Origin of the sequence: Moellerella wisconsensis ATCC 35017 (genome assembly GCF_001294465.1) — a bacterium.
GTDB lineage: Bacteria > Pseudomonadota > Gammaproteobacteria > Enterobacterales > Enterobacteriaceae > Moellerella > Moellerella wisconsensis.
Genome location: NZ_LGAA01000003.1, coordinates 1 through 22,672, shown reverse-complemented (window position 1 = coordinate 22,672; position 22,672 = coordinate 1). Strand labels below are relative to the sequence as shown.

At 42.4% G+C, this 22,672-nt stretch carries 22 protein-coding genes and 1 pseudogene; 7 read left to right on the top strand and 16 right to left on the bottom strand.

The features are described 5' to 3' along the window. Positions 1 to 6: 6 nt before the first annotated feature. Both dhaK and M992_RS01085 read right to left on the bottom strand, forming a co-directional pair. Complete coding sequence (gene dhaK / locus M992_RS01090; RefSeq protein ID WP_053907007.1) at positions 7 to 1,077, bottom strand: dihydroxyacetone kinase subunit DhaK; 1,071 nt, start codon at positions 1,075 to 1,077, stop codon at positions 7 to 9. 323 nt (positions 1,078 to 1,400) lie between these two features. Continuing rightward, positions 1,401 to 2,069: a 7-cyano-7-deazaguanine/7-aminomethyl-7-deazaguanine transporter gene (locus M992_RS01085; protein ID WP_047256261.1), complete on the bottom strand. Its 669-nt coding sequence runs from the start codon at positions 2,067 to 2,069 to the stop codon at positions 1,401 to 1,403. A 246-nt stretch (positions 2,070 to 2,315) separates the two neighbouring features. Between M992_RS01085 and tusA the strand changes: the two genes are divergently transcribed. Next, positions 2,316 to 2,570, top strand: a complete 255-nt coding sequence (gene tusA / locus M992_RS01080; protein WP_047256260.1) for a sulfurtransferase TusA — start codon at positions 2,316 to 2,318, stop codon at positions 2,568 to 2,570. Positions 2,571 to 2,709: 139 nt separating this feature from the next. Here tusA and M992_RS01075 read toward each other — a convergent pair whose 3' ends face one another. Together M992_RS01075 and M992_RS01070 are read right to left on the bottom strand one after the other, a co-directional pair. After that, the gene (locus M992_RS01075; protein ID WP_053907006.1) at positions 2,710 to 5,061 is read right to left on the bottom strand and encodes a zinc/cadmium/mercury/lead-transporting ATPase; all 2,352 of its coding nucleotides are present in this window, start codon (positions 5,059 to 5,061) and stop codon (positions 2,710 to 2,712) included. Positions 5,062 to 5,217: 156 nt separating this feature from the next. Beyond that, complete coding sequence (locus M992_RS01070) at positions 5,218 to 5,847, bottom strand: lysoplasmalogenase (protein WP_053907005.1); 630 nt, start codon at positions 5,845 to 5,847, stop codon at positions 5,218 to 5,220. A gap of 270 nt (positions 5,848 to 6,117) precedes the next feature. Between M992_RS01070 and M992_RS01065 the strand changes: the two genes are divergently transcribed. Then, positions 6,118 to 6,489, top strand: coding sequence for a DUF2500 domain-containing protein (locus tag M992_RS01065; RefSeq protein ID WP_047256257.1), 372 nt, complete (start codon positions 6,118 to 6,120; stop codon positions 6,487 to 6,489). A 33-nt stretch (positions 6,490 to 6,522) separates the two neighbouring features. Here the strand turns inward: M992_RS01065 and M992_RS01060 are convergent, their stop codons facing one another. Both M992_RS01060 and rsmD read right to left on the bottom strand, forming a co-directional pair. After that, entirely contained in the window at positions 6,523 to 6,813 is a 291-nt protein-coding gene (locus M992_RS01060; protein WP_047256256.1) for a DUF1145 family protein, read from the bottom strand. A gap of 11 nt (positions 6,814 to 6,824) precedes the next feature. Beyond that, on the bottom strand, positions 6,825 to 7,406 hold the full coding sequence (gene rsmD, locus M992_RS01055; RefSeq protein WP_053907004.1) for a 16S rRNA (guanine(966)-N(2))-methyltransferase: 582 nt from the start codon (positions 7,404 to 7,406) through the stop codon (positions 6,825 to 6,827). A 1,022-nt stretch (positions 7,407 to 8,428) separates the two neighbouring features. Here rsmD and ftsY point away from each other — a divergent pair. From ftsY to rpoH, 4 genes are all read left to right on the top strand, one after another. Continuing rightward, positions 8,429 to 10,189: a signal recognition particle-docking protein FtsY gene (gene ftsY / locus M992_RS14605; RefSeq protein WP_428838581.1), complete on the top strand. Its 1,761-nt coding sequence runs from the start codon at positions 8,429 to 8,431 to the stop codon at positions 10,187 to 10,189. Between the two features lie 6 nt (positions 10,190 to 10,195). Next, positions 10,196 to 10,861 (top strand): cell division ATP-binding protein FtsE, encoded by a 666-nt coding sequence (gene ftsE, locus M992_RS01045; protein WP_047255257.1) that lies wholly within the window; start codon positions 10,196 to 10,198, stop codon positions 10,859 to 10,861. Further along, positions 10,854 to 11,831: a permease-like cell division protein FtsX gene (ftsX, locus tag M992_RS01040; RefSeq protein WP_047255256.1), complete on the top strand. Its 978-nt coding sequence runs from the start codon at positions 10,854 to 10,856 to the stop codon at positions 11,829 to 11,831. Before ftsE ends, ftsX begins: the two co-directional genes overlap by 8 nt. Positions 11,832 to 12,317: 486 nt before the next feature. Further along, positions 12,318 to 13,184 carry an RNA polymerase sigma factor RpoH gene (gene rpoH, locus M992_RS01035; RefSeq protein ID WP_047255255.1) on the top strand — a complete coding sequence of 289 codons (867 nt, stop codon included), beginning with the start codon at positions 12,318 to 12,320 and terminating at the stop codon, positions 13,182 to 13,184. Positions 13,185 to 13,280: 96 nt separating this feature from the next. Here the strand turns inward: rpoH and M992_RS15380 are convergent, their stop codons facing one another. The 3 genes and pseudogenes from M992_RS15380 to M992_RS01025 form a co-directional block, all read right to left on the bottom strand. Beyond that, a complete protein-coding gene (locus M992_RS15380) occupies positions 13,281 to 13,670 on the bottom strand; it encodes a VOC family protein (RefSeq protein WP_053907161.1) in 390 nt (129 codons plus the stop codon). 54 nt (positions 13,671 to 13,724) lie between these two features. After that, a pseudogene (gene panM, locus M992_RS15375) lies at positions 13,725 to 14,090 on the bottom strand (aspartate 1-decarboxylase autocleavage activator PanM); the annotation flags it as partial. Between the two features lie 176 nt (positions 14,091 to 14,266). Beyond that, positions 14,267 to 14,962, bottom strand: coding sequence for a DUF3592 domain-containing protein (locus M992_RS01025; protein WP_047255254.1), 696 nt, complete (start codon positions 14,960 to 14,962; stop codon positions 14,267 to 14,269). Positions 14,963 to 15,345: 383 nt separating this feature from the next. Between M992_RS01025 and M992_RS01020 the strand changes: the two genes are divergently transcribed. After that, positions 15,346 to 16,359 carry a DUF481 domain-containing protein gene (locus M992_RS01020; protein ID WP_047255253.1) on the top strand — a complete coding sequence of 338 codons (1,014 nt, stop codon included), beginning with the start codon at positions 15,346 to 15,348 and terminating at the stop codon, positions 16,357 to 16,359. Positions 16,360 to 16,527: 168 nt separating this feature from the next. Here M992_RS01020 and fis read toward each other — a convergent pair whose 3' ends face one another. From fis to accB, 7 genes are all read right to left on the bottom strand, one after another. Continuing rightward, positions 16,528 to 16,824, bottom strand: a complete 297-nt coding sequence (gene fis / locus M992_RS01015) for a DNA-binding transcriptional regulator Fis (protein WP_010847912.1) — start codon at positions 16,822 to 16,824, stop codon at positions 16,528 to 16,530. Positions 16,825 to 16,838: 14 nt separating this feature from the next. Then, positions 16,839 to 17,816, bottom strand: coding sequence for a tRNA dihydrouridine synthase DusB (dusB, locus tag M992_RS01010; protein ID WP_053907003.1), 978 nt, complete (start codon positions 17,814 to 17,816; stop codon positions 16,839 to 16,841). Positions 17,817 to 18,134: 318 nt separating this feature from the next. Then, entirely contained in the window at positions 18,135 to 19,019 is an 885-nt protein-coding gene (gene prmA, locus M992_RS01005; protein WP_053907002.1) for a 50S ribosomal protein L11 methyltransferase, read from the bottom strand. A gap of 11 nt (positions 19,020 to 19,030) precedes the next feature. Further along, positions 19,031 to 20,497, bottom strand: coding sequence for a sodium/pantothenate symporter (gene panF, locus M992_RS01000; RefSeq protein ID WP_053907001.1), 1,467 nt, complete (start codon positions 20,495 to 20,497; stop codon positions 19,031 to 19,033). Continuing rightward, a complete protein-coding gene (locus tag M992_RS00995) occupies positions 20,487 to 20,729 on the bottom strand; it encodes a YhdT family protein (RefSeq protein ID WP_047255249.1) in 243 nt (80 codons plus the stop codon). Before M992_RS00995 ends, panF begins: the two co-directional genes overlap by 11 nt. Positions 20,730 to 20,943: 214 nt before the next feature. Next, the gene (accC, locus tag M992_RS00990) at positions 20,944 to 22,290 is read right to left on the bottom strand and encodes an acetyl-CoA carboxylase biotin carboxylase subunit (protein WP_053907000.1); all 1,347 of its coding nucleotides are present in this window, start codon (positions 22,288 to 22,290) and stop codon (positions 20,944 to 20,946) included. Between the two features lie 12 nt (positions 22,291 to 22,302). After that, positions 22,303 to 22,672, bottom strand: a 370-nt coding sequence (accB, locus tag M992_RS00985; RefSeq protein ID WP_053906999.1) for an acetyl-CoA carboxylase biotin carboxyl carrier protein, incomplete at its 5' end; no start/stop codon positions are given.

Genomic DNA, 22,672 nt, shown 5'->3' with positions numbered 1-22,672 from the left:
GATCAATTAAGGTTTCCATCTTAGCGCCGGAGTATTTACTGGGCTGTCCCAAAGAGACAGAATGAGATCATCGACAGTCAGTAAAGTGATTGAAAACCCTTGCATATCTAACGAGGTACAATAGGAACCCACCAAATTTCTTTCGATCGTTAGACCAAACGCGTCACAACATTGAACTAGGCGGCCATACACTGCATACAGTTCAGACAGCGGTGTTGCCCCCAGATTATTAACTAAAGCAATCACTCGATCCCCCGCTTTCAATGGTGATTTAGATTGCTGCTTCTCTACCCATTCGCCGTTAGAGTGATCCCAATGACGGATAACACGCTGATACGCGCTGTTTTCGATCAAAGTACTAAACATTTGATCGACGGTGTCGTTGAGATGCGTAAATGGACGACGCTCGATCCCCGGTTCACCATGAATGCCCACCCCGAACTCCATTTCATTATCCGCGAGGGAAAATGACGGTTTCCCAGCTGCAGGCACGGTACAGGCTTGCAGGGCAATACCTAAGCTATGGCCTTGATTATTCAGCTGGTGGCCTAAGTGCGCAAGTTGATCGAGTGATTTTCCTTGCTCTGCTGCGGCGCCAAGAATTTTTTCTATCAATACGGTATTTGCCACTCCGCGACGACCAGCGGTATATAAGCTGTCTTTTACCGCAACATCGTCATCAACCAGTACAGTAGCAACTTTGATGCCGGCGTCATGCAACAACTCGGTGGCGGTTTCAAAATTCAGCACATCTCCGGTATAGTTTTTTATGATCATCAATACGCCTTCGCCACTGTCGATGGTCATGGCACATTCCAGCATTTGATCGGGCGTTGGAGAGGTAAACATTTCGCCGGGGCAAGCGCCATCTAGCATACCCTGGCCGATATAACCACTGTGCATCGGCTCATGACCGCTACCACCGCCGGATAATAATGCGACTTTACCGCTAATAGGTGCCTCGCTGCGTACGATATACGTTGGGTCAATATTGAGGCGTAACTCGGGATGAGCAAGGAGTAAACCATGGTTAACTTCGGTAATAATATCTTCAACACGATTAATCAGTTTCTTCATATTTGCGGCTCCAGATGAGGCTTAAATCAGACGGACAATAGGTGATAGAACCTTTCATTTAACGCGCCCAGTGAAACAGCTGATTTAAAAACAGTGATTAAGTGAGATTGATTGATAAATTAACCTAAAAAAAAACGATTAATTAGACCATCAATAAAGGCGATAGAACCATATAAAATAAGGGCGTTGTTATGACACTACACTAACATGCCGGTAAATTTTATAATGAAAGCAAGCCAGAAAATGAGATATTGATCGAGATGTTTTTAGCGGGAATGTTAGCGATAAAAAAAGCCCTTGCATGGGATTGCAAGGGCGAAAAATTAGCGGAGTTCAGCGTAATTTTTTGGGCGATGATTGGCGAAAAAATATTTCATTAGCACGTTCAGTAGTACACCGTAAGCAGGCAAGAAAAATAGCATGCAGATGAACAACTTAAACGTATAATCGACCAATGAAATTTCAATCCAATTGGCGGCCATAAAGGCATCAGTACTACGATAAAAGGCAATAAAGAAGAAGGCGATGGTGTCGACTAAATTACCGAAGAACATCGCTGCCGCTGGGGCGACCCACCAACGACTATTTTGGCGCAGGCGATTAAATACACTGACATCTAGAATCTGGCCTAAAACGTAAGCCATAAAGCTTGCGGTCGCAATACGCGCGACAAACAGATTAAATTCACCAAGTGCATTTATCCCTTGCCATTCTCCTTGGAAGAACAGTGCTGAAATAACGTAAGAAATTAGCAGAGCAGGCAGCATGACCGAGGTTATTATCCTCCGCGCTAAAGGCGCGCCATAAATACGCACCGTCAAATCAGTCGCTAAGAAAATAAACGGAAAGGTAAATGCGCCCCAAGTGGTATGGAAGCCAAAAATACTCATTGGCAGCTGAACCAAATAGTTGCTAGAAGTAATGATTAAAATATGAAATAAAGATAGCCAAATTAGAGCAGTGGCTCGCTGCTGCGGTGTTAAATCAAACATATTGTACCTTTTTAGTTTTATGGGGTGAGGGAACCCATGACATCAACGTCAGTATCACTAACACTATAAATTATATCTTATATTGTACAGAATATAATCCACTAATAGCGACAGCAATAATCCACGCTGAGCCTCAGAGGGCGGGATGATACTCGTGTTGCGCAACAAAAGCAAAACAGTTCATCTCGTTTAGTGCCAATTTATTATATAATCGATAAATCGATTGAATTTAGAGTCTTTATATTTATGTCTACTATTTTTGAACACGCAACTAAAAGCTTAGATACCTTAGGGTTACGCTGCCCAGAGCCGGTGATGTTAGTGCGTAAAACTGTGCGCAACATGCAAGATGGTGACACCCTATTGATTATTGCTGATGATCCGGCAACTACCCGTGATATTCCCGGCTTTTGCCGTTTTATGGAGCATGAGTTATTGGCGGCTGAAACTGAAACTGCGCCTTATCGTTATCTGCTGCGTAAAAAAGCCAATGGATTGTAACGACTACCTTTAATCATCTGCAACAAAATCAGCCATAAACTAGCAATAAAAAAGAAGCACCTAACGATGCTTCTTCGGGTGATTTTCCGTTATTACTGTAGGTGTTTTTAAGGTATAGCTCCCACACTTAGCGTTAGATTTATTTTTGCTGACGCTGAGGCAGCTTAACTCGCAATAACCTAATCGCATTGGCAGTGACTAACGCGGTAGCGCCGGAATCGGCTAATACCGCAACCCACAGCCCAGTGATCCCCAGTAAACTGGTAACTAAAAATACGGCTTTTAGTCCCAAGGCGATGGTGATATTTTCACGAATAATTTTGCGTGTCGCACGTGAGAGCGCAATAATTTCTGCCAACCCAGTGAGTCGATTATGGGTTAGCGCTGCATCCGCGGTTTCTAAAGCGACGTCTGTTCCGCTACCCATGGCTACGCCGATACTGGCGGCTTTCATCGCTGGTGCATCATTGATGCCATCACCCACCATCATAGTACGATGCTGTATATTTAACTCAATTACAGCTTGGACTTTATCTTCTGGCAATAACCCAGCGCGAAAATCCATACCTACTTGGCCTGCAATTGCGGCCGCAGCTCGCGGGTTATCACCGGTTAACATCACTGCATTAACATTCATACTTTTCAGCATGTTAATTGCATCGATAGCATCAGTACGCAAGGTATCTTGCAGCGCTATCACGCCAACCATTTGCCCGCCTACCAACGTGACTACCACGGTTTTACCTTCCGCTTCTAGGGTCTCTATTTGTTGCTGCCAGTGATTATCCAATGGCATATCGAGACGGCTAGGCGCGCTAACTAAAATATGCTGATTATTGAGATAGCCTTCAACACCTTTGCCGGCTAATGCTTTACGTTTTTCAGCTTCGATGACTGGCTGATTTAATACAGCGGCATAATCAATAACCGCTTTAGCTAAAGGATGATGAGAACCGACTTCAACCGCGGCAGTATATGCGATCAATTGCTGAGTGCTTACGCCGTCAATGGCCAGCGCATCGGTCACTTGTGGCTTGCCTTGCGTTAGGGTACCGGTTTTATCTAGCGCGACGGTAGTTACCGTACCTAATTGTTCCAGCGCCGCGCCGCCTTTAATTAATGCGCCTCGACGTGTTGCCGTGGCCAATGCTGAAGTAATCGCTGCCGGTGTTGAGATAACCAAGGCACATGGACAACCAATTAATAGCAAAGTTAATCCACGATAAATCCAAGTATCCCATAGCGCGCCGAAAAACAGGGGCGGAACAACAATAACTAGCGCAGAGAACAGCATAATAATAGGCGTATAAATGCGGCTGAACTGGTCAATAAAGCGCTCAATCGGGGCGCGACGTTCTTCGGCCTCTTCTATTAATAGCAGGATACGATCAATCGCATTTTTACCTGGCTCAGAAACCACTTTCATTCGCACGGCACGGTCGACGGATAAACAGCCAGCCGCTACTTTTTCTCCCACATTGCGCTCAACAGGTACTGATTCTCCGGTTAACGCGCTTTCATCAAAACTGGCAAAGTCACTCATTAACTCAGCATCGGTAGGCAATCTTCCGCCAGGCGCAATTTCAATAATGTCGCCAGGACGTAATTGTGCTACAGCGATAGAGGTTTTTTGACCGTCTTTGATTAATACTGCATCTTCGGGGACGAGTGCCATCAGAGCACTTACTCCGCGTCGTGCGCGACCCGCCGAGTAAGACTCCAACATTTCTCCCAGCATAAACAGCAGAATAACCATCGCGGCTTCTTCTGTAGCTTGGATAAATAGCGCGCCAATCGCGGCCACCGACATTAATGTTTCTATGCTAAAAGGTGAGCCGGTACGAATTAAACGTAAAGATTTACGCGCTATGGGGAACACGCCAAATAGCGTAGTAGCAATAAAAGCATAGCGACCCATTGTAGGATTAACTAACTCAATGCCCCAGCTGAGCGCCATCAAAATCGCCAGTATAATGACAGGCTTGGCTTCGCGGATTAAACTGTGTCGCGGTGCTTGCGCGTGACTGGCACCCTCATCGGCTGGAAATAGCTCATAACCGGCTTGTTGGACTATATTGGCGACGTCACCACGAATATCGGTATCGGCATCAACCACTAATTTCTCGGTGGCAAACAACACTTTAGCTTGTTTTATCTGTGGTATTTGCGCCACAGCAGTTTCGATTTTCCGCGCGCAGCTTGGACAATCCATTCCTCGAATAATCCAACTATATCGCTGTTCGCCACGTTGTGTCGGTGCCATTGTCTCTGCTATTTGTGGCTCAGTACTACAGCATGTGCCGTGTTGATGATTATGATTTGCGTGCTGATGTTGCTCTTCATCGCTATCTTCGCACTGAGATTGATGATTTTCTGAATGTGTATGTGAGCCATCACTTACTTTTTTAGGTGTATCAGAGCAAGTGCTGCTAGAGCAGCAAGTACTGGCATGTGTATGCGTAACTTGATTTTTTTCATTGTGTGAGTGCATAGACACCCCCTTTTTTATACAGACTGCTGAAGAATTAAGCCAAGTCTACACGTTGGAGTTAACTCTAGAGTCAAATAAAAACGGGGCCAGTTGATAAAAAATCTTATTTGCTAACATCATCATCAACTGGCTAAGGTGCAATTTGTAGGTGTAGGATTATAGGTATAGGGAACGAATAATTAAAAATTGTCCGAGGAAATAGAGGGTTGCAACGATAGCTTTGGAGGCTTTGAACGGATATCTAAAGCGAGCAATTAGCCAAATACAATTAGACAAAAACAGTAAACAAGCGCCTACCATAATCGAGAAATTAACTTCGCGAGCTAGCCCAAAGTATTGATCTCCAGCTACCCAGACCATGATCATCGACATAATTAATAGTGCAAAAACCGGCGCTTGTAATGTTTCGAGTTTAGTCCAAATAATCAGCAACGTGACGAGTGTCAGCACAATGGGAACAGGAAGCCAAGGAAGATAAAGACTAAAATTCATTTGTAGCCCAAAACTAATGGCATACAGAAGATAACTGATAAATATTAAAGCAATAGATGCAAGTAAGCGCTCACCTGGTAGAATGCGTAGCATATCGCCAAGTAACGAAGCCAGCAGCCCAGCCAAGACTAAGTAACCCGAAATAGTGATAAATTCTGCATTCCATCCCCAAGCAAGTAGTAGAAGCAAAGTTACGGGCCTAAATAACCAGCGTTGCCAATCTGGGCCTCGGTACGCGGCATCGACATATAACCAACCAGAGAAAAGTACAGCAAGGAATGGCCAACTGATCATAAACACGTCCTTATTATCTGTGGGTTTCAAGGTGATAAAGTATATCTGTCATGCCTTAATTGTAGATTTGGATTATATTTCTACAATACGAATTACTTAGGCTACAAATATTTCATTTTTAATAAATTAAGATAAATTATACCCTAAATCCATTGGACTAGGCTCAGACATTCTTATTTATTAGTTAATGTTGTTATATCAACCAATGAAATATTGCGATAGCTATAATTATCTGAGTTATAGAATAAAACGATTGAGAACAATTCTATTATGAACAAACCGTATTTATTAATTATCGTGCTGGTGGTAATTGGCCTATTGGCGACCAAACGATTTTTTGATCAGCGTCGGCAGAATGAAATCAATGATAATTCTACACAAATTAGCTATTTAGTTACGGTAGAAGATAAAAAAGATTATCCCTATCCAAACATGCGCTCACGCGAGCGTGATGTTGTTTCGCCAGAAACTTTCCGCTATGAAGTTTATTTTAAACCTTTGAATGCAGGGATAACGTCAGAAGATAAGCCATTGAAAATTATTCTCAAAGACGAACAAGCGTACCGTGCAATTAATAAAGGCAGCCGGGGCCGACTTTATTTGCAAGGAACTCGCTTTATTCGCTTTGAGCCTGAAAATTAATTAGATTAGTAAACACTTACTTTATAACATGGGTTATTCTATTTTTTTGGACTTAGCTGCCAGCTGTTGCTGCTGTTTCTTTTGAATAACCAGTAATTCAAATACGCCAAACAAAAAAATCCGCAATTGGAGCCAACCAGACAGTTTTTGTTGTTTGGATAAGGTGGATTTCATAAATAAAGTTTGCAAGGCGTGCATAAAAATCATAAATATCATGGCGATATCCATAAAGTATTTAAGGGGTTTAGGAAACGGGTGGACTAAATTAAAGATCATAAATCCCCACACACACAGCATTAATATACGGCCGATATTAATTAACATACGGATCTCCGTTAGTTAGATTGACGAATAAATAGACGATAAGCCACTTGCCCAGCAATTTTTTCACGGTGCAATTGCCAGTTGATAGGAATATCCGTCAGCGCTGTGCCTACTTCAGATTCCACATAAATCCAGCATTCATCTGCTAACCATTGATTACTTTCTAATAACTGGATGGTATTTGCTAATAAGCCTTTATGAAAGGGGGGATCAAGAAACACAACATCAAAAGGAGTTCCGCTATTGGCTAAATAAGTTAAAGTATTGGCGTTAATCACTTGAGCATTGTGTATTTTTAATTGCGCTAAATTTTCGCTCAATTGGCGAGCATTATGTTTATCAAGCTCAATTAACGTTGCTGATGCTGCGTAACGAGATAGAGCCTCGATCCCTAATGCGCCACTGCCAGCAAAACAGTCTAGACAATTTGCATCGCGGATCACCGGCATCAGCCAGTTGAATAAGGTTTCTCTCACCCTATCTGTGGTTGGACGTAAGCCCTCACTATCACGAACAGGCAATTTACGCCCTCGCCATTGCCCGCCAATGATGCGGATTTGTCCCATTGATACCGGTTTAGGTTTTTTTGCCATAATAATACTTATTGATAAAAAGAAGTTGCTAGGAAAGATAATGCGACTGAAAGACGGTGTTTCGGCCAATTTTCTTGTTTTTAACCAAAAATCTGAGATTAAATTTACCGTAATTGCATCTCAGATATGTGTTGCATCGCGATGAAATGATAGACTGCATCTAATTTTATTGCGATTTAATATTTTATACTCAAAATAATGCAAGTTACAGCAAACCAGTCAGCGAGGATATGTCGATTATCATACACTTCAGTAAGTTGTATGGCTATGAATTCGGCAGATGATGACGTTAGTCGGGATGTAATTTGACAAGCTCAATGTTGATGAGCAAGTTGATGAGTGTAAGCGCCGTGTTTTTATTGTGAGGAGCGTAGTGCCAGATGGCTAAAGAAAAGAAAAAAGGTTTTTTTTCCTGGTTAGGGTTCGGTCGTAAAGACGAGAAGCAACAGCCAGAAGAAGAATTACAACCAGAACAGCAAGGCGCTGAGGAACAACAGGCCGCAGAAGAACAAGCAGAACGCCAACGGTTAGCTGCCGAAGCTGAAGCCGCTCAAAAACGGGCTGATGAGCAAGCTGCTGCCCATAAATTGGCAGAACAGCAATTAGCAGAACAGCAAGCCGCCGAACAAAAAGCGGCGGCAGAAAAGGCCGCAGCAGAACAAGCAGAACGTCAACGATTAGCCGCCGAAGCAGAAGCCGCTCAAAAACGGGCTGATGAGCAAGCTGCTGCCCATAAATTGGCAGAACAGCAATTAGCAGAACAGCAAGCCGCCGAACAAAAAGCGGCGGCAGAAAAGGTCGCAGCAGAACAAGCAGAACGCCAACGGTTAGCTGCCGAAGCAGAAGCCGCCCAAAAACGGGCTGATGAGCAAGCCACTGCCCAGAAATTGGCAGAGCAGCAAGCGGCCGAACAAAAAGCAGCGGCAGAAAAGGCCGCAGCAGAACAAGCAGAACGTCAACGGTTAGCCGCCGAAGCAGAAGCCGCTCAAAAACGGGCTGATGAGCAAGCTGCTGCCCAGAAATTGGCAGAACAGCAATTAGCAGAACAGCAAGCTGCCGAGCAAAAAGCGGCGGCAGAAAAGGTCGCAGCAGAACAAGCAGAACGCCAACGGTTAGCTGCCGAAGCAGAAGCCGCTCAAAAACGGGCTGATGAGCAAGCTGCTGCCCAGAAATTGGCAGAACAGCAAGCCGCCGAGCAAAAAGCGGCGGCAGAAAAGATCGCAGCAGAACAAGCAGAACGTCAACGATTAGCCGCCGAAGCAGAAGCCGCTCAAAAACGGGCTGATGAGCAAGCTGCTGCCCAGAAATTGGCAGAACAGCAAGCTGCCGAGCAAAAAGCGGCGGCAGAAAAGGCCGCAGCAGAACAAGCAGAACGTCAACGATTAGCCGCCGAAGCAGAAGCCGCTCAAAAACGGGCTGATGAGCAAGCTGCTGCCCAGAAATTGGCAGAACAGCAATTAGCAGAACAGCAAGCTGCCGAACAAAAAGCGGCGGCAGAAAAGGCCGCGGCAGAAGAAGCCGAACGTCAACGATTAGCCGCCGAAGCAGAAGCCGCCCAAAAACGGGCTGATGAGCAAGCCGCTGCCCAGAAATTGGCAGAGCAGCAAGCCGCCGAGCAAAAAGCGGCAGCAGAAAAGGCCGCGGCAGAAGAAGCAGAACGTCAACGATTAGCTGCCGAAGCAGAAGCCGCTCAAAAACGGGCTGATGAGCAAGCTGCTGCCCAGAAATTAGCAGAGCAGCAATTAGCAGAACAGCAAGCTGCCGAGCAAAAAGCGGCGGCAGAAGAAGAGCAACAGCGTTTAGCGTTAGCTCAAGCAGAAGCTGAAAGTAAAACCAATAATACAGAGCAAGAAAAACCGAAAAAAGAAGGCTTTTTTGCTCGATTAAAGAAAGGATTATTAAAAACTCGACAAAATTTAGGGTCGGGCTTCTTTAGTTTATTCAAAGGTAAAAAAATAGATGATGATCTATTTGAAGAACTTGAAGAACAGTTGCTAATCGCCGATGTTGGTGTAGATACCACGCGAAAAATTATTAATAGCTTGGTGGCACATGCGAGCCGCAAAGAATTAAAAGATGCCGAAGCACTCTACAGTAAGCTGCGTGAGGAAATGTCTGATATTTTATCGACAGTTGATAAGCCACTGGTTATTGAAGGGAAAAAACCCTATGTTATCCTGATGGTTGGCGTCAATGGTGTGGGTAAAACCACCACTATTGGGAAATTGGCGCGTCAATATCAGTCTGAAGGTAAATCGGTGATGTTAGCGGCAGGTGATACTTTCCGCGCAGCAGCGGTTGAACAGCTGCAAGTTTGGGGTGAACGGAATAATATACCCGTGGTGGCACAGCATACTGGCGCCGATCCAGCTTCGGTTATTTTTGATGCAATTCAGTCAGCCCAAGCAAAAGGTATCGATATCTTGATTGCGGATACCGCAGGCCGCTTACAAAATAAAGCCCATTTGATGGAAGAATTGAAAAAAATTGTGCGTGTAATGAGAAAGTTAGACGTCGAAGCTCCGCACGAAATTATGCTAACGTTGGATGCCAGTACCGGCCAAAATGCAGTTAATCAAGCAAAACTGTTCGATGAAGCTGTAGGTTTGACTGGGATTACATTGACCAAATTAGATGGCACCGCTAAAGGTGGGGTGATCTTCGCTATTGCCGACCAAATGAGTATTCCGATCCGTTATATTGGCGTCGGTGAAGGCATAGAAGATTTACGTCCATTTAAGTCAGAAGACTTTATCGAGGCGTTATTTGCCCGAGAGGATTAATAATAAATGATTCGCTTTGAACATGTCAGTAAAGCTTATCGAGGCGGCCGTCAGGCGTTGCAGGGTGTAGATTTTCATTTGCGCCCTGGTGAAATGTCCTTTTTGACGGGGCACTCGGGAGCCGGTAAAAGTACACTGCTAAAATTAATTTGTGGTATAGAACGCCCGAGCGATGGCCATATTTGGTTTGATGGCCATGATATTAGTCGACTAAAAAATAGTGAAGTGCCTTTTTTACGTCGACAAATAGGCATGATCTTTCAAGATCATCATTTATTATTTGATCGTTCGGTGTATGACAACGTCGCGATGCCATTAATTATTTCAGGCGCCAGTACCGAAGATATTCGTCGTCGTGTTTCTGCGGCGTTAGATAAAGTTGGCTTACTGGATAAAGCGAAAAATTTACCGATACAATTATCGGGCGGTGAACAACAGCGCGTAGGTATTGCCCGCGCAGTCGTTAATAAACCTACCGTATTATTAGCCGATGAACCGACCGGTAACTTAGATGGTGAGTTATCCGAAGGTATTATGCGTTTATTTGAAGAGTTTAATCGTGTTGGTGTCACCGTATTGATGGCAACTCATGACGTACAACTGATCGAGCGCCGTAATTACCGTATTCTGACATTAGGTGGTGGAAGAATGGTTGGGGGGCAAAATGGCTAAAAATGTTCGCAAGGCAAGACCCGAGCGTAAAATTCAGTCGAAAAGTAAAGCACTGAAAGGTGGTTGGCGCGAACAGTGGCGTTATGCTTGGTTAAATACCTTGGCAGATATGATGCGCCAACCGCTAGCCAGTTTTTTAACTGTAATGGTTATCGCGATTTCACTGACGTTACCGAGTCTATGTTTTATTGTTTGGAAAAACGTTTCTCAAGCCGCAGATCAATGGTATCCGACACCACAGTTGACGGTTTATCTCGATAAATCTTTAGATGAACAAGGTGGCGAGAATGTCGTTCAGCAATTAAATGCATTAGAAGGTGTTGATAAGGTTAATTATTTATCCCGCGATCAGGCAATGAGCGAGTTCCGTAGTTGGTCTGGTTTTAGCACGGCATTAGATATGCTGGAAGAAAATCCATTACCTGCGGTTGCTATTATCACTCCTAAAATTGATTTTCAGAGTTCAGATGTGTTGCTAACCCTGAGAGACAGAGTTAGCCAAGTTGCTGGGATTGAAGAAGTTAAAATGGATGATAGTTGGTTTGCTCGATTAGCCGCATTGACTGGATTAGTCGGGCAGATAGCGGCAGTTATTGGTATTTTGATGGTAGTGGCATTATTTTTGGTAATAGGTAATAGTGTTCGCCTGAATATATTTGCTCGTCGCGATACCATTAATGTGATGAAATTAATTGGTGCGACGGACGGTTTTATTATGCGCCCATTTTTAAATGGTGGCATGCTACTGGGCTTAGTCGGCGCGTTGGTCTCTTTGCTACTTTCTACACTCTTAGTGTGGAAGTTATCCAGCGTGGTAATTGAAGTGGCTAGTATTTTCGGCACTCAGTTTCGTATCGAAGGGTTATCGTGGGATGAGTCGTTACTCATTTTGTTGATTTCAGCCATGATTGGTTGGATAGCGGCTTGGCTGGCTACTGTTCAGCATTTACGTCACTTTACTCCAGAATAATATAGGCTCTCTAGTATCGAATGAGTCAGGTAGAAAATTAAGATACTAGAGAGTTTGTCTTTATTTTGAACTTTTCGTTTAACAGTTTGTCTTAAAATTAACATGACACTCGATTTTTAGCTGATTCCGCACAGTAGTTTATATCATATTTGGTTTATATCACCCTCTTAGTCAATATCATGCGATAGTGCATAATTACTGTAGCGTGATAAAATGCGCGGACGCCAAAATATTAACGATAACTCCTTAGAAATAATTAATGTGATACCGCTAATATTTTGCAAGCTATTTTTTAAAAAAAGGACGCTTGAAAATCGATGCGATAGAAAATGAGCATCATAAAATAGCGTATAAAAAAATAGTACGTTAGAAAATTTCATAAACTACACGAGAGTGATAAACTCATTCCACTTATTAGGGATCCGTTAACACGGTTAGCGGCAGTCTAGTTAATCTCTTTATTATAAAACTCGTAAGAGGATCTGAATGACTAAAGATATGCAATCATTAGCATTAGTTCCGCAGGGAAGCATTGAGGCTTATGTGCGAGCAGCTAATGCTTATCCGATGCTAACGGCTGAGGAAGAAAAGGAACTGGCTGAACGGCTGCATTACCATGGTGATTTGGATGCGGCAAGACAGCTGATCTTATCTCATTTACGTTTTGTTATTCATATCGCGCGTAGCTATGCCGGTTATGGACTCCCGCAAGCGGATTTGATCCAGGAAGGCAATATTGGCTTGATGAAAGCAGTACGCCGTTTTAATCCTGAAGTTGGCGTTCGTTTAGTTTCATTTGCAGTGCATTGGATCAAAGCTGAAATCCATGAATATGTACTGCGTAACTGGCGTATTGTTAAAGTTGCTACTACTAAAGCTCAACGTAAGCTTTTCTTTAATTTAAGAAAAAATAAAAAGCGTTTGGGATGGTTCAATCAGGACGAAGTAGAGATGGTGGCCAAAGAACTCGGCGTAACCAGTAAAGATGTGCGTGAGATGGAATCACGTATGGCAGCCCAGGACATGGCGTTTGATATGTCTGACGATGATGATAGTGACAGTGGGCATGCGGTTGCTCCCGTATTATTTTTGCAGGATAAATCGTCTGATTTTGCTGATACTATCGAAGAAGACAACTGGGATAATCATGCGACTGATAAATTATCAGATGCTCTCGCATCATTAGATGAGCGTAGCCAAGATATTATTCGAGCTCGTTGGCTGGATGATGATAACAAAACCACATTACAAGAATTAGCCGATAAATATGGTGTTTCTGCTGAGCGTGTACGCCAGTTAGAGAAAAATGCGATGAAAAAATTGCGTACAGCCATGGAAGCGGATGACGAATAATATTTTGTAATTTTACTGAGTTTATCTTACTTGTGAAGAGATAAACTCAGTATTCTCATGCCATACTTTTTACTAATTTCTATCTTCTTAATCGGGTTATTTTTTCGAATACAATTCAATTGGTAATCCGTCGGGATCAGCAAAAAAAGTAAAACGTTTCTGCGTATAAGGGTCAATACGCGGTGTTTCACAAATAATATTTTGCTGAGCGAGATAGTAGATTGAATCATCGAGATTATCGACACTAAAAGCTAGGTGCCTTAAACCACTCGCCTCTGGATAACTGGGTCTGCTAGGGGGATTCGGGAAACTGAATAATTCAATTTGATAATTGCCATTGATAGCAAGATCGGCTTTCCAAGAGTCATTGTGTTGCCGATAGTGCTCAGATAACAGAGTTAAGCCTAAAATATCACAATAGAATGATTTGCTTTTTTCATAATCAGAAGCGATTATGGCGACGTGATGTATAGCATTTAATTGAATTTTATCTCGATTTTCTGCGCTATTTCTAATATAACAAAGCGCTTTCTCTGTGGGCGTAAAGTTACTTGCGGTAAGAAAATCACTCATGATATTGCGTTGATCTTCTGGTGTATTTTCGATGGAGAATGACCAGCGAGTTACCTCTGGATTTGAGCTGCATATCTGCTGCAGCAGATAGCTTCCTACGCCTCGACGGCGAGTTACCTCCCGGATACAAAAATCAGTGATATAACCTTTCTCATTTTCTCGGTTTACCTTCGCGGCTCCTAGCAAACGATCATTAAAGCGAGCGGCATAGAATAAAATATTTTGCTGTTGCTCAAGCTTCCATTGTATTGGGTTCTGATTTTTCCAAATTTTTTGTAGGTCTATTTGTTGTTGTTCAGTAAAATCAGCGAGTTTAACAATTGTTAGTTTCATGTTTTATTGTCTTTATCTTCTGGTTTATTGATAATAATCATTTAGTTATATTAAACTTTTAACCACAATATAGTATTGTCTTTTGATTGAAGTATCGCTAATAAATATCATTTTATGGAATAAATAAGTTATTTATTCCATTTGTAGGGGCAATTTTTTAGTTTGTTTTTTATGCGTTATTTACTTTTTTTGGGTAGAAAATCGATATCCATATAATATTTTTTCATATTATTTTTATCTGTAAATACAGTGACTGTATCTCTATCAATATAAGGTTCGGGATCGTAATAAATATTTACGCTATAAAACGTATGTAACAGGTTACTTTTTTTATCGTGCCAGCGTGCGATAATTCGATATGGTGAAACTCCATTGACTGAGATGGTATTATTTATTTCAATATGATCAATCGGCAATTCAATAGGCGTCCCAGAATGCTTAAGTCGCTGATGAAGCTTCATTTTTCTGCGTATTAATAACAGAGGGATTAAGCCAACAAGAAAAAATACACTTCCCATTACTCCAATGATAATACTTTCAAGCCAGATAGATTTGAAATCATAAATGATGGCTTTGTGTGGCTGATCGGTCGAATATAGCAGATCAATTGAATGGCCTTGTTGGTAATCGGGAGAACTGCTGCCTATCGCTGATACTATAGTGACGTCTTCACCTTGTTTAGGGCTGAATTTAATAATCGGATAATAATAAGTAGCATTATCTTCACGTGAATAATGACTTTGATAATCAATTATTTCACCGCTAGCGATATTCCCAGTACGATTAAGTTGATAACTGTTCCATGCTAAATACCCCGAAAAACCAAGCAGCACCAAGCCCACCAGTAAAAATATAGAAAGTATTTTTTTCATTAACTCATCCTTTTAAACGAATTTCCTTTCGAGAAGAAAGTGCATTAACTTAGCAACAAAGATAGATTATTATCAATAGCTTTAATCTTAATACTGAAAAATATTTGTGCGGTGATTAAGTAATTATTTTACTCAATAAAAAACAAAATTATCTACAGTAATTTTTATGAATAAAATAATAAGATTATTTTTAACCTGATTTTATTTGTAAGATTACTTGAAGTACAAAATGCACCCTTTATACTTTTAGATAAATTCTGTTATTTAACAATAGATACGGTTATTAATGAGTAAATATAATCGGCTAAGTAAAGAAGAAATACAGAGTGAGATACTAAGTTCAGAATAAGAGTAATTAATCTAGAATACAGCAAGGGCATTCAATGAGACTCAAACAATCCTATCTTTTTTTATTAATCCCACTTTCATTTCACGCACTTGCTGATGATATCTATTTGAAGAATGGTAATATTATCTCTGGTACGGTCAATTTAGTTGACAGCAATAATGTGCTGGTGACTACTGATTATGCGGGACAATTAAAAATAGATTTATCCAAAGTTAAATCATTTTCGATCGAACATTCGTCTTCAGTAAAAAAAGAATATTTTGCCCCTTGGGAAAGTGTTAATTCGGTTGAAAAATCTCAGGATGGAAATATTACGCTAGTTAAAGGCGATCAGAAAAAACAGATGGCGTTAAATAAAGATTTAGTAATCAATAAAAATAATTTAGCCACCGGCATCCCTGATAAATCAGTAAGTGGCAGTGTGAATGCAGGGGCGGCATATAATAAGGGATCTTCTAAGAATGAGCAGTATTCTTTAAATGGTAACTTAAAAATCACCGATGATTTTTGGCGTCATGGATTAGGTGCTGCGCTGCAACGAAATAAAGATGACGGTAATGTCAGTACCTATTACTACAATACTAATTATGAATTAGACCGATTTTTTAATCCGGGATTTTTCTGGCGGGGAGATGTTAAATATCAACATGATTGGGTTGAGGATATTAAATCTAAAGCCAGTATCGGTACGGGACCTGGTTGGCAAGTTTGGAATGATGAGTTAGTTTCTTTATCATTAACCTCATTGATGAGCTACCAAAAATTAAAATATCGTAGTGGCAGCGATACCGATTATATACAAGGTGCGGTTGGTTGGGATTATAATCAATATATATTAGCTAAGCTGGTTAATTTCTATACCAAAGGCAGTATTGGCCGCAGCTTTAATGATGACGTAAGTTTAGATCTGAATGTGAAAGCAGGGCTAATGTACAACATTACGGATTCAATCAATCTGAATACCAATATTGTTAGAGAAAAAATCAACTCTGATAAAGGTGATTCTAATAATACCAACTACACCCTCGGTGTTGGCTATAAATGGTAAATTAAATGATGATATTGGCTGAGCACTAAAAAGAGCGTGATGAAGGGTTTAGAGAGCAAATAGGCTGCTTCTCGCCGATAGTCTGGTTTTTGCTTATAGTATAAGAAAAAAGGCACAATGCTAAATAGCGATTGTGCCTTTTAAAAACAACATATGACTAGACTAGGATTAGTTCATGCCGTATTTTTTTAGTTTTTTACGCAGTGTGCCGCGGTTGATGCCCATCATCAGGGCAGCGCGGGTCTGGTTACCACGGGTATATTGCATAACCATGTCCAACAATGGCTGTTCTACTTCAGCCAATACCAGCTCATACAGATCATTAACATCTTGACCATTTAATTGAGCAAAATAGTTCTTCAGTGCCTGCTTAACTGAGTCACGTAGAGGTTTTTGAGTTACCTGGTCTTGTGAATTTACAGTAGCTACGGTTAGTACGTCAGAATTTACGCGTTGTTCGAACATAGTTCTGTCAGCTCTTATCTTTTATTTACGCAAAAATTTTCAAAAAATGCCTCCAACGCCTCCAGCTGTACGCTGGCTTCCTCTATGGCGTTGAATGTGCGCCGGAACTGGTCATCAGGTGCATGCTCCCGGAGATACCAAGAGACATGTTTGCGCGCAATACGGGCTCCTTTGCCTTGACCGTAAAAGTCGTGCAATTCCTGTACGTGCGATAGCATAATTCGCTGAACCTCTGCAATAGGCATTGGTGGCAGCAATTCACCTGTGTCCAGATAGTGCTGGATTTCCCGAAAGATCCAGGGTCTTCCCTGAGCAGCCCGACCAATCATCAAAGCATCAGCTCCGGTGTAGTCTAAAACCGCTCTGGCTTTTAGCGGGTCAGTAATGTCACCATTAGCGATAATCGGTATGGCAACAGTCTGCTTAACTGTCCGAATGCTGTCATATTCAGCTTCTCCATTAAATAAGCAGGTACGAGTCCTGCCATGGATAGTAAGAGCCTGAATACCACAATCTTCAGCCAATTTGGCAATTTCGATGCAGTTTCGTTCTTCGGGTGACCACCCTGTGCGAATCTTCAGTGTTACAGGAACATCAACTGCTTTTACTACCGCGGATAAAATAGATTTTACTAAATCCGGATAACGTAAAAGAGCCGAGCCTGCTAGCTTTCGATTCACTTTTTTGGCTGGACAACCCATATTGATATCAATGACCTGAGCACCACTCTCAACATTAATTCGAGCGGCAGCGGCCATATCATCAGGGTCATTGCCAGCAATCTGTACAGAACGTATCCCCGGTTCATCGCTATGGACCATTCTGAGTCGTGATTTGTCGGTCTTCCAAACCTGAGGATTAGAAGAAAGCATTTCTGAGACTGTCATTCCTGCACCCATGCTGTAACACAGAGACCGAAACGGCCTATCTGTGATGCCTGCCATAGGGGCGGCAATAAGACAGTTTTCCAACTGATATTGTCCGATACGCATAACGAAAAGGGAGCCATACTGTGACTGCAAGGGCGCGTATATTACGCATTTTTTTCGAGATATGAAAGGACAAACTTTGACCAAACCCTAAAATTTAACTAACTTTTTTATCTTGATTTTTTCAAAACATAAAAATTAATGTTTATTTACATGTGGTTACAGTCTTTTTGCCCCAATTGGTAAAATTTACCAATATTCAGTGTAAATCTCGAAATGGAACAGATTATCGTCATCTTCTGCATAAAAATTGAGCTATAAGATAATCCATTCCTTGGCGAATTTCAAAGAAATTATTAATTGATTTTTATCTGTATCGAGTTAAAAATGCTTGACACCGGTAATACGGCACCATTCTTCTTTCTCGGCTACAGGGTCAATATCAAAGCGCTCAGTATAGGCTGATACTACATCAGCGGCCTGTGTTGCGAGCACGCCTGATAAGCCTAAATGAGCACCGGCTTTAGGCAATGCTCCAATAATTGGCGCCAATTCTTTTAATGGGCCGGCCAAAATATTAGCAACGACAACGTCGGCACTGAGATCTTGCGGTGCATCTTTTGCCAGATACAGAGTGAGTTTATCGGATACATTATTGCGTTCTGCATTATCACGGCTAGCTAAGATAGCTTGAGGATCAATGTCGATCCCTATCGCTTGTGCAGCGCCTAATTTTAATGCGGCAATGGCTAAAATACCGGATCCACAACCGAAGTCGATCACTGTTTTACCGACTAAATCTAAGCCATCTAGCCACTCTAAGCACAGTGAAGTGGTTGGATGCGTACCTGTTCCGAAAGCGAGGCCTGGGTCTAGCATGACATTGACTGCTGTAGGATCTGGGACTTCACGCCAGCTCGGGCAAATCCACAGGCGTTGACCAAAGCGCATCGGATGGAAGTTGTCCATCCATTCTCTTTCCCAATCTTTATCTTCGATCTGCTCAATTTTATGAATAAAATTAGCGCCAAGCTGTGGACTATGTTCTAACTGGGCTATAACGGCTTTCATGTCCGTTTCTGCGTCATATAAGCCAATAACATCAGTATCACCCCATAAACGGGTTTCACCTGGTAGAGGCTCAAATACGGGGGTATCATGGCTGTCTTGAAAAGTCACCGAAACCGCCCCCGTCTCAATGAGTTCATCACCCAAAGATTCGGCTTGTTGGCCGCTAGAATTAAGACGTAGTTGTATCCAAGGCATAAATATTCTCTTTATTGATCCCCAGTCGCGGGCTGAGTCGTTGTCACCGCTAAGGGTAGGGCGTTTTTACCAAACATATTACCAATTAAAAAAGCTAATAAACTGAGTAATATAGATGGAACAATAGGATGAAAGTCCATAATTTTTATATCAAATGACGCAAGAAGTGCATAAATAACACCTCCGATGATCATTCCGCATAAAGCACCTGTTCCATTGGCTTTTTCCCAATAGAGGCCGAGGACTAATGGCCACAGGAAAACAGCTTCTAATCCACCAAATGCTAATAGGTTAAGCCAGATGATCATCTGCGGTGGATCCCAAGCGGCAAGTAACAGTAAGCCGCCTAAAACCAAGGTTGAAAAGCTCGAAATTCGAGATAGCTTTTTCTCATTTTTAAGTTCTGATGGCACCATATTCAAGTAGAGATCTTTGACGATAGTCGCGGAAGATTGCAGTAGTTGGGCATTAATTGTCGACATAATTGCTGCCATCGGCGCGGCTAAGAATATTCCGGCAGCGAACGGCGGTAGTACTTGTACCATTAGCGTGGGGATAACTTGGTCTGGAATAGTGAGTTCTGGCAATATGGCTCGGCCCAATGCCCCAGCAAAGTGCATACCAAACATCAAAATAGCCATGACGATGGTGCCAAGAATAATCCCTCGGTGCACCGCTTTGCTGTCTTTATACGAAATACACCGTACAGCCGTATGTGGTAAGCCAATCGTTCCAAAGCAAACCAATAGCCAAAATGAGGCCATGAACGGGCCACTGAGAATATCTTCGGCGCCTTGTGGTGAGGTTAATTTAGGATCGATCGTATGCAACGTGTTGACTGCTTCAGATAAGCCACCGGCTTTATAGATAATCGCAACTAACAGGATAGCGGTTCCCAGCAGCATCACTAAGCCTTGTAATGCGTCATTTAGTACGCTGGCTCTAAATCCACCAAATGCGGTATATAAGGCAATTGAGATACCAAAAATAAGCAGCCCATAGGTATAAGGTATCCCCGCCGCGGTTTCAAGCAACCGAGCCCCGCCAATAAACTGTACGGTCATTGCGCCGATAAAAGCGATAAGCAAGCTTAAGCTGGCAAACCATACTAATACTCGGCTTTGATAACGGGCGTATAGCATGTCGTTTAAGGTGACAGCATTATAACGTCGCGCCAGAATAGCAAATTTTTTGCCCAATACGCCCAAAGATAACCAGATAGCAGGCAGTTGGATCATCGCCAGCAATACCCAGCCTAAACCATATTTATAGGCTGCGCCGGGGCCGCCAATAAATGAACTGGCACTGACATAGGTTGCTGTGATGGTCATGGCGAGAACAAATCCCCCCATAGAACGGTTACCTAGAAAGTATTCATTGAGGAACTCGCCTTCTCTACGACGTCGATAAGCGTAGAAAGAGAGCAGAAAAACCAGTACCAGATAGCCGATAAGTGGCAGAAGAACTTCAGTCTGCATCGCTATCCTCCAAGGGCATATCTTTAAAAATAATTTTGACCATCATGATACACAGCACAATAAAAATAAGCGGTAAAAATAAGCATGACCATTCAAACCATAAGGGAAGTCCCGTTATCCCTTGGCTTGAGTCAGGTAGATAGGCGGTGATCAGCCAACCTATCAGATAGGCTAGGGTCAGCATCATTGCCCATCGAGCTTCTCGGTTTGATTGCAGAAAACGTTTATCCATCCGATGTTCCTGAGATTGCTATCAACAATAAGTCAGGGATTGTATACCTAAAAACTGAGGGTATAGGCAAATCTCTGTAATTAGTCTGAAAAAAACAAAAAATAAAAGGGCACCTGGGTGCCCTTTATCAATTTGAATGGGTGCTAATCTAGTATAATTTAAGCTGTCATTTTATTTCCAGCAATCAAATTATTAATACAGATAAGACGCTAAATTAGTCTTGTAGCCCCAGTTTTTTCTCCAGATAATGGATATTTGTTCCACCTTTCTGGAAATGTTCATCATTCATAATTGCTTGGTGCAATTCGATGTTAGTTTTGATGCCATCAATAATCAATTCATCGAGTGCATTCTTCATTCGGGCAATCGCAATCTCACGTGTTTCACCGTAAGTAATCAGCTTACCAATCATTGAATCATAGTAAGGTGGTACGGTATAACCTGCGTAAATATGAGATTCCCAACGAACACCAAATCCCCCCGGAGAATGGAAACGTGTAATTTTACCCGGGCTAGGAATAAATGTATTCGGATCTTCCGCATTGATACGGCATTCTAATGCGTGGCCTTTAACATGAATATCTTCTTGTTTGATAGACAACGGCAAGCCAGCAGCAATACGCAGCTGTTCTTTAATTAAATCGACACCGGTTATCATCTCAGTGACTGGGTGTTCTACTTGAATACGAGTATTCATTTCAATAAAGTAGAATTCACCATTTTCATATAAGAACTCGAAAGTTCCTGCGCCGCGATATTCAATTTTTTGGCAGGCTTTGGCACAGCGTTCGCCGATATCGTGACGAATCTCTGGCGTAATGCCTGGAGCTGGTGCTTCTTCGACGACTTTTTGATGGCGGCGCTGCATTGAGCAGTCACGCTCAGCAAGGTAAACGGCATTGCCTTTACCATCCGCAATTACCTGAATTTCAACATGACGTGGATTTTCTAGGTATTTCTCCATGTAAACCATGTCATTACTGAAGGCTGCTTTAGCTTCCGCACGGGTCAGGTTGATCGATTTAGTCAAATCTTTGGCATGACGGACAACCCGCATTCCACGACCGCCGCCGCCGCCGGAGGCTTTGATAATCACCGGATAACCAATGCGTTCTGCAATCAGTTTATTGCGTTCATCATCATCATCCAATGGGCCGTCAGAACCTGGAACACAAGGAACACCGGCTTTTTTCATCGCTTCAATAGCCGAAACTTTGTCACCCATTAGGCGAATTGTTTCAGCTCTTGGGCCAATAAAAACAAAACCTGAACGTTCGACTTGTTCAGCAAAATCCGCATTTTCAGCTAAAAATCCATAACCTGGATGGATAGCTTGCGCGCCAGAAATCTCAGCGGCAGAAATAATGGCGGGGATATTTAGGTAGCTTTTTGCAGAAGCTGCTGGGCCGATACAAATTGTTTCATCCGCCAGCAATACGTGTTTTAAATCACTATCTGCAGTGGAGTGTACAGCTACGGTCTTAATGCCCAGTTCTTTACAGGCACGAAGAATACGTAGGGCAATTTCTCCACGATTAGCAATGACAATTTTCTCAAGCATGTGAACGCCTCGTTATTCGATGACGACCAATGGCTCGTCAAATTCAACCGCATCACCGTTTTCTAACAGAATAGCCTTAACCACACCAGCTTTGTCTGCTTCAATCTGATTCATCATTTTCATCGCTTCAACGATACACAGAGGATCGCCAACGCTAACGGTCTGACCAATTTCAATAAATGATTTCGCTTCCGGGCTTGGTGCACGATAGAACGTACCAACCATTGGCGAACGAACAATATGACCAGAAATAGCGGCAGCGGAATCTGTTACAGTGACAATAGGTTCTTGTGCTGGAGCAACCGCATTAGCCAGTGCTGGTTGAACAGCTGGAGCCGTATAATATTGTTGAGGTGCCGACATCATTTGAGATGCAGCCGGC

Coding starts and splice junctions, on each gene's coding strand:
- dhaK (WP_053907007.1), bottom strand. CDS start 1,077: ATGAAGAAACTGATTAATCGTGTTGAAGATATTATTACCGAAGTTAAC.
- M992_RS01085 (WP_047256261.1), bottom strand. CDS start 2,069: ATGTTTGATTTAACACCGCAGCAGCGAGCCACTGCTCTAATTTGGCTA.
- tusA (WP_047256260.1), top strand. CDS start 2,316: ATGTCTACTATTTTTGAACACGCAACTAAAAGCTTAGATACCTTAGGG.
- M992_RS01075 (WP_053907006.1), bottom strand. CDS start 5,061: ATGCACTCACACAATGAAAAAAATCAAGTTACGCATACACATGCCAGT.
- M992_RS01070 (WP_053907005.1), bottom strand. CDS start 5,847: ATGATCAGTTGGCCATTCCTTGCTGTACTTTTCTCTGGTTGGTTATAT.
- M992_RS01065 (WP_047256257.1), top strand. CDS start 6,118: ATGAACAAACCGTATTTATTAATTATCGTGCTGGTGGTAATTGGCCTA.
- M992_RS01060 (WP_047256256.1), bottom strand. CDS start 6,813: ATGTTAATTAATATCGGCCGTATATTAATGCTGTGTGTGTGGGGATTT.
- rsmD (WP_053907004.1), bottom strand. CDS start 7,406: ATGGCAAAAAAACCTAAACCGGTATCAATGGGACAAATCCGCATCATT.
- ftsE (WP_047255257.1), top strand. CDS start 10,196: ATGATTCGCTTTGAACATGTCAGTAAAGCTTATCGAGGCGGCCGTCAG.
- ftsX (WP_047255256.1), top strand. CDS start 10,854: ATGGCTAAAAATGTTCGCAAGGCAAGACCCGAGCGTAAAATTCAGTCG.
- rpoH (WP_047255255.1), top strand. CDS start 12,318: ATGACTAAAGATATGCAATCATTAGCATTAGTTCCGCAGGGAAGCATT.
- M992_RS01025 (WP_047255254.1), bottom strand. CDS start 14,962: ATGAAAAAAATACTTTCTATATTTTTACTGGTGGGCTTGGTGCTGCTT.
- M992_RS01020 (WP_047255253.1), top strand. CDS start 15,346: ATGAGACTCAAACAATCCTATCTTTTTTTATTAATCCCACTTTCATTT.
- fis (WP_010847912.1), bottom strand. CDS start 16,824: ATGTTCGAACAACGCGTAAATTCTGACGTACTAACCGTAGCTACTGTA.
- dusB (WP_053907003.1), bottom strand. CDS start 17,816: ATGCGTATCGGACAATATCAGTTGGAAAACTGTCTTATTGCCGCCCCT.
- prmA (WP_053907002.1), bottom strand. CDS start 19,019: ATGCCTTGGATACAACTACGTCTTAATTCTAGCGGCCAACAAGCCGAA.
- panF (WP_053907001.1), bottom strand. CDS start 20,497: ATGCAGACTGAAGTTCTTCTGCCACTTATCGGCTATCTGGTACTGGTT.
- M992_RS00995 (WP_047255249.1), bottom strand. CDS start 20,729: ATGGATAAACGTTTTCTGCAATCAAACCGAGAAGCTCGATGGGCAATG.
- accC (WP_053907000.1), bottom strand. CDS start 22,290: ATGCTTGAGAAAATTGTCATTGCTAATCGTGGAGAAATTGCCCTACGT.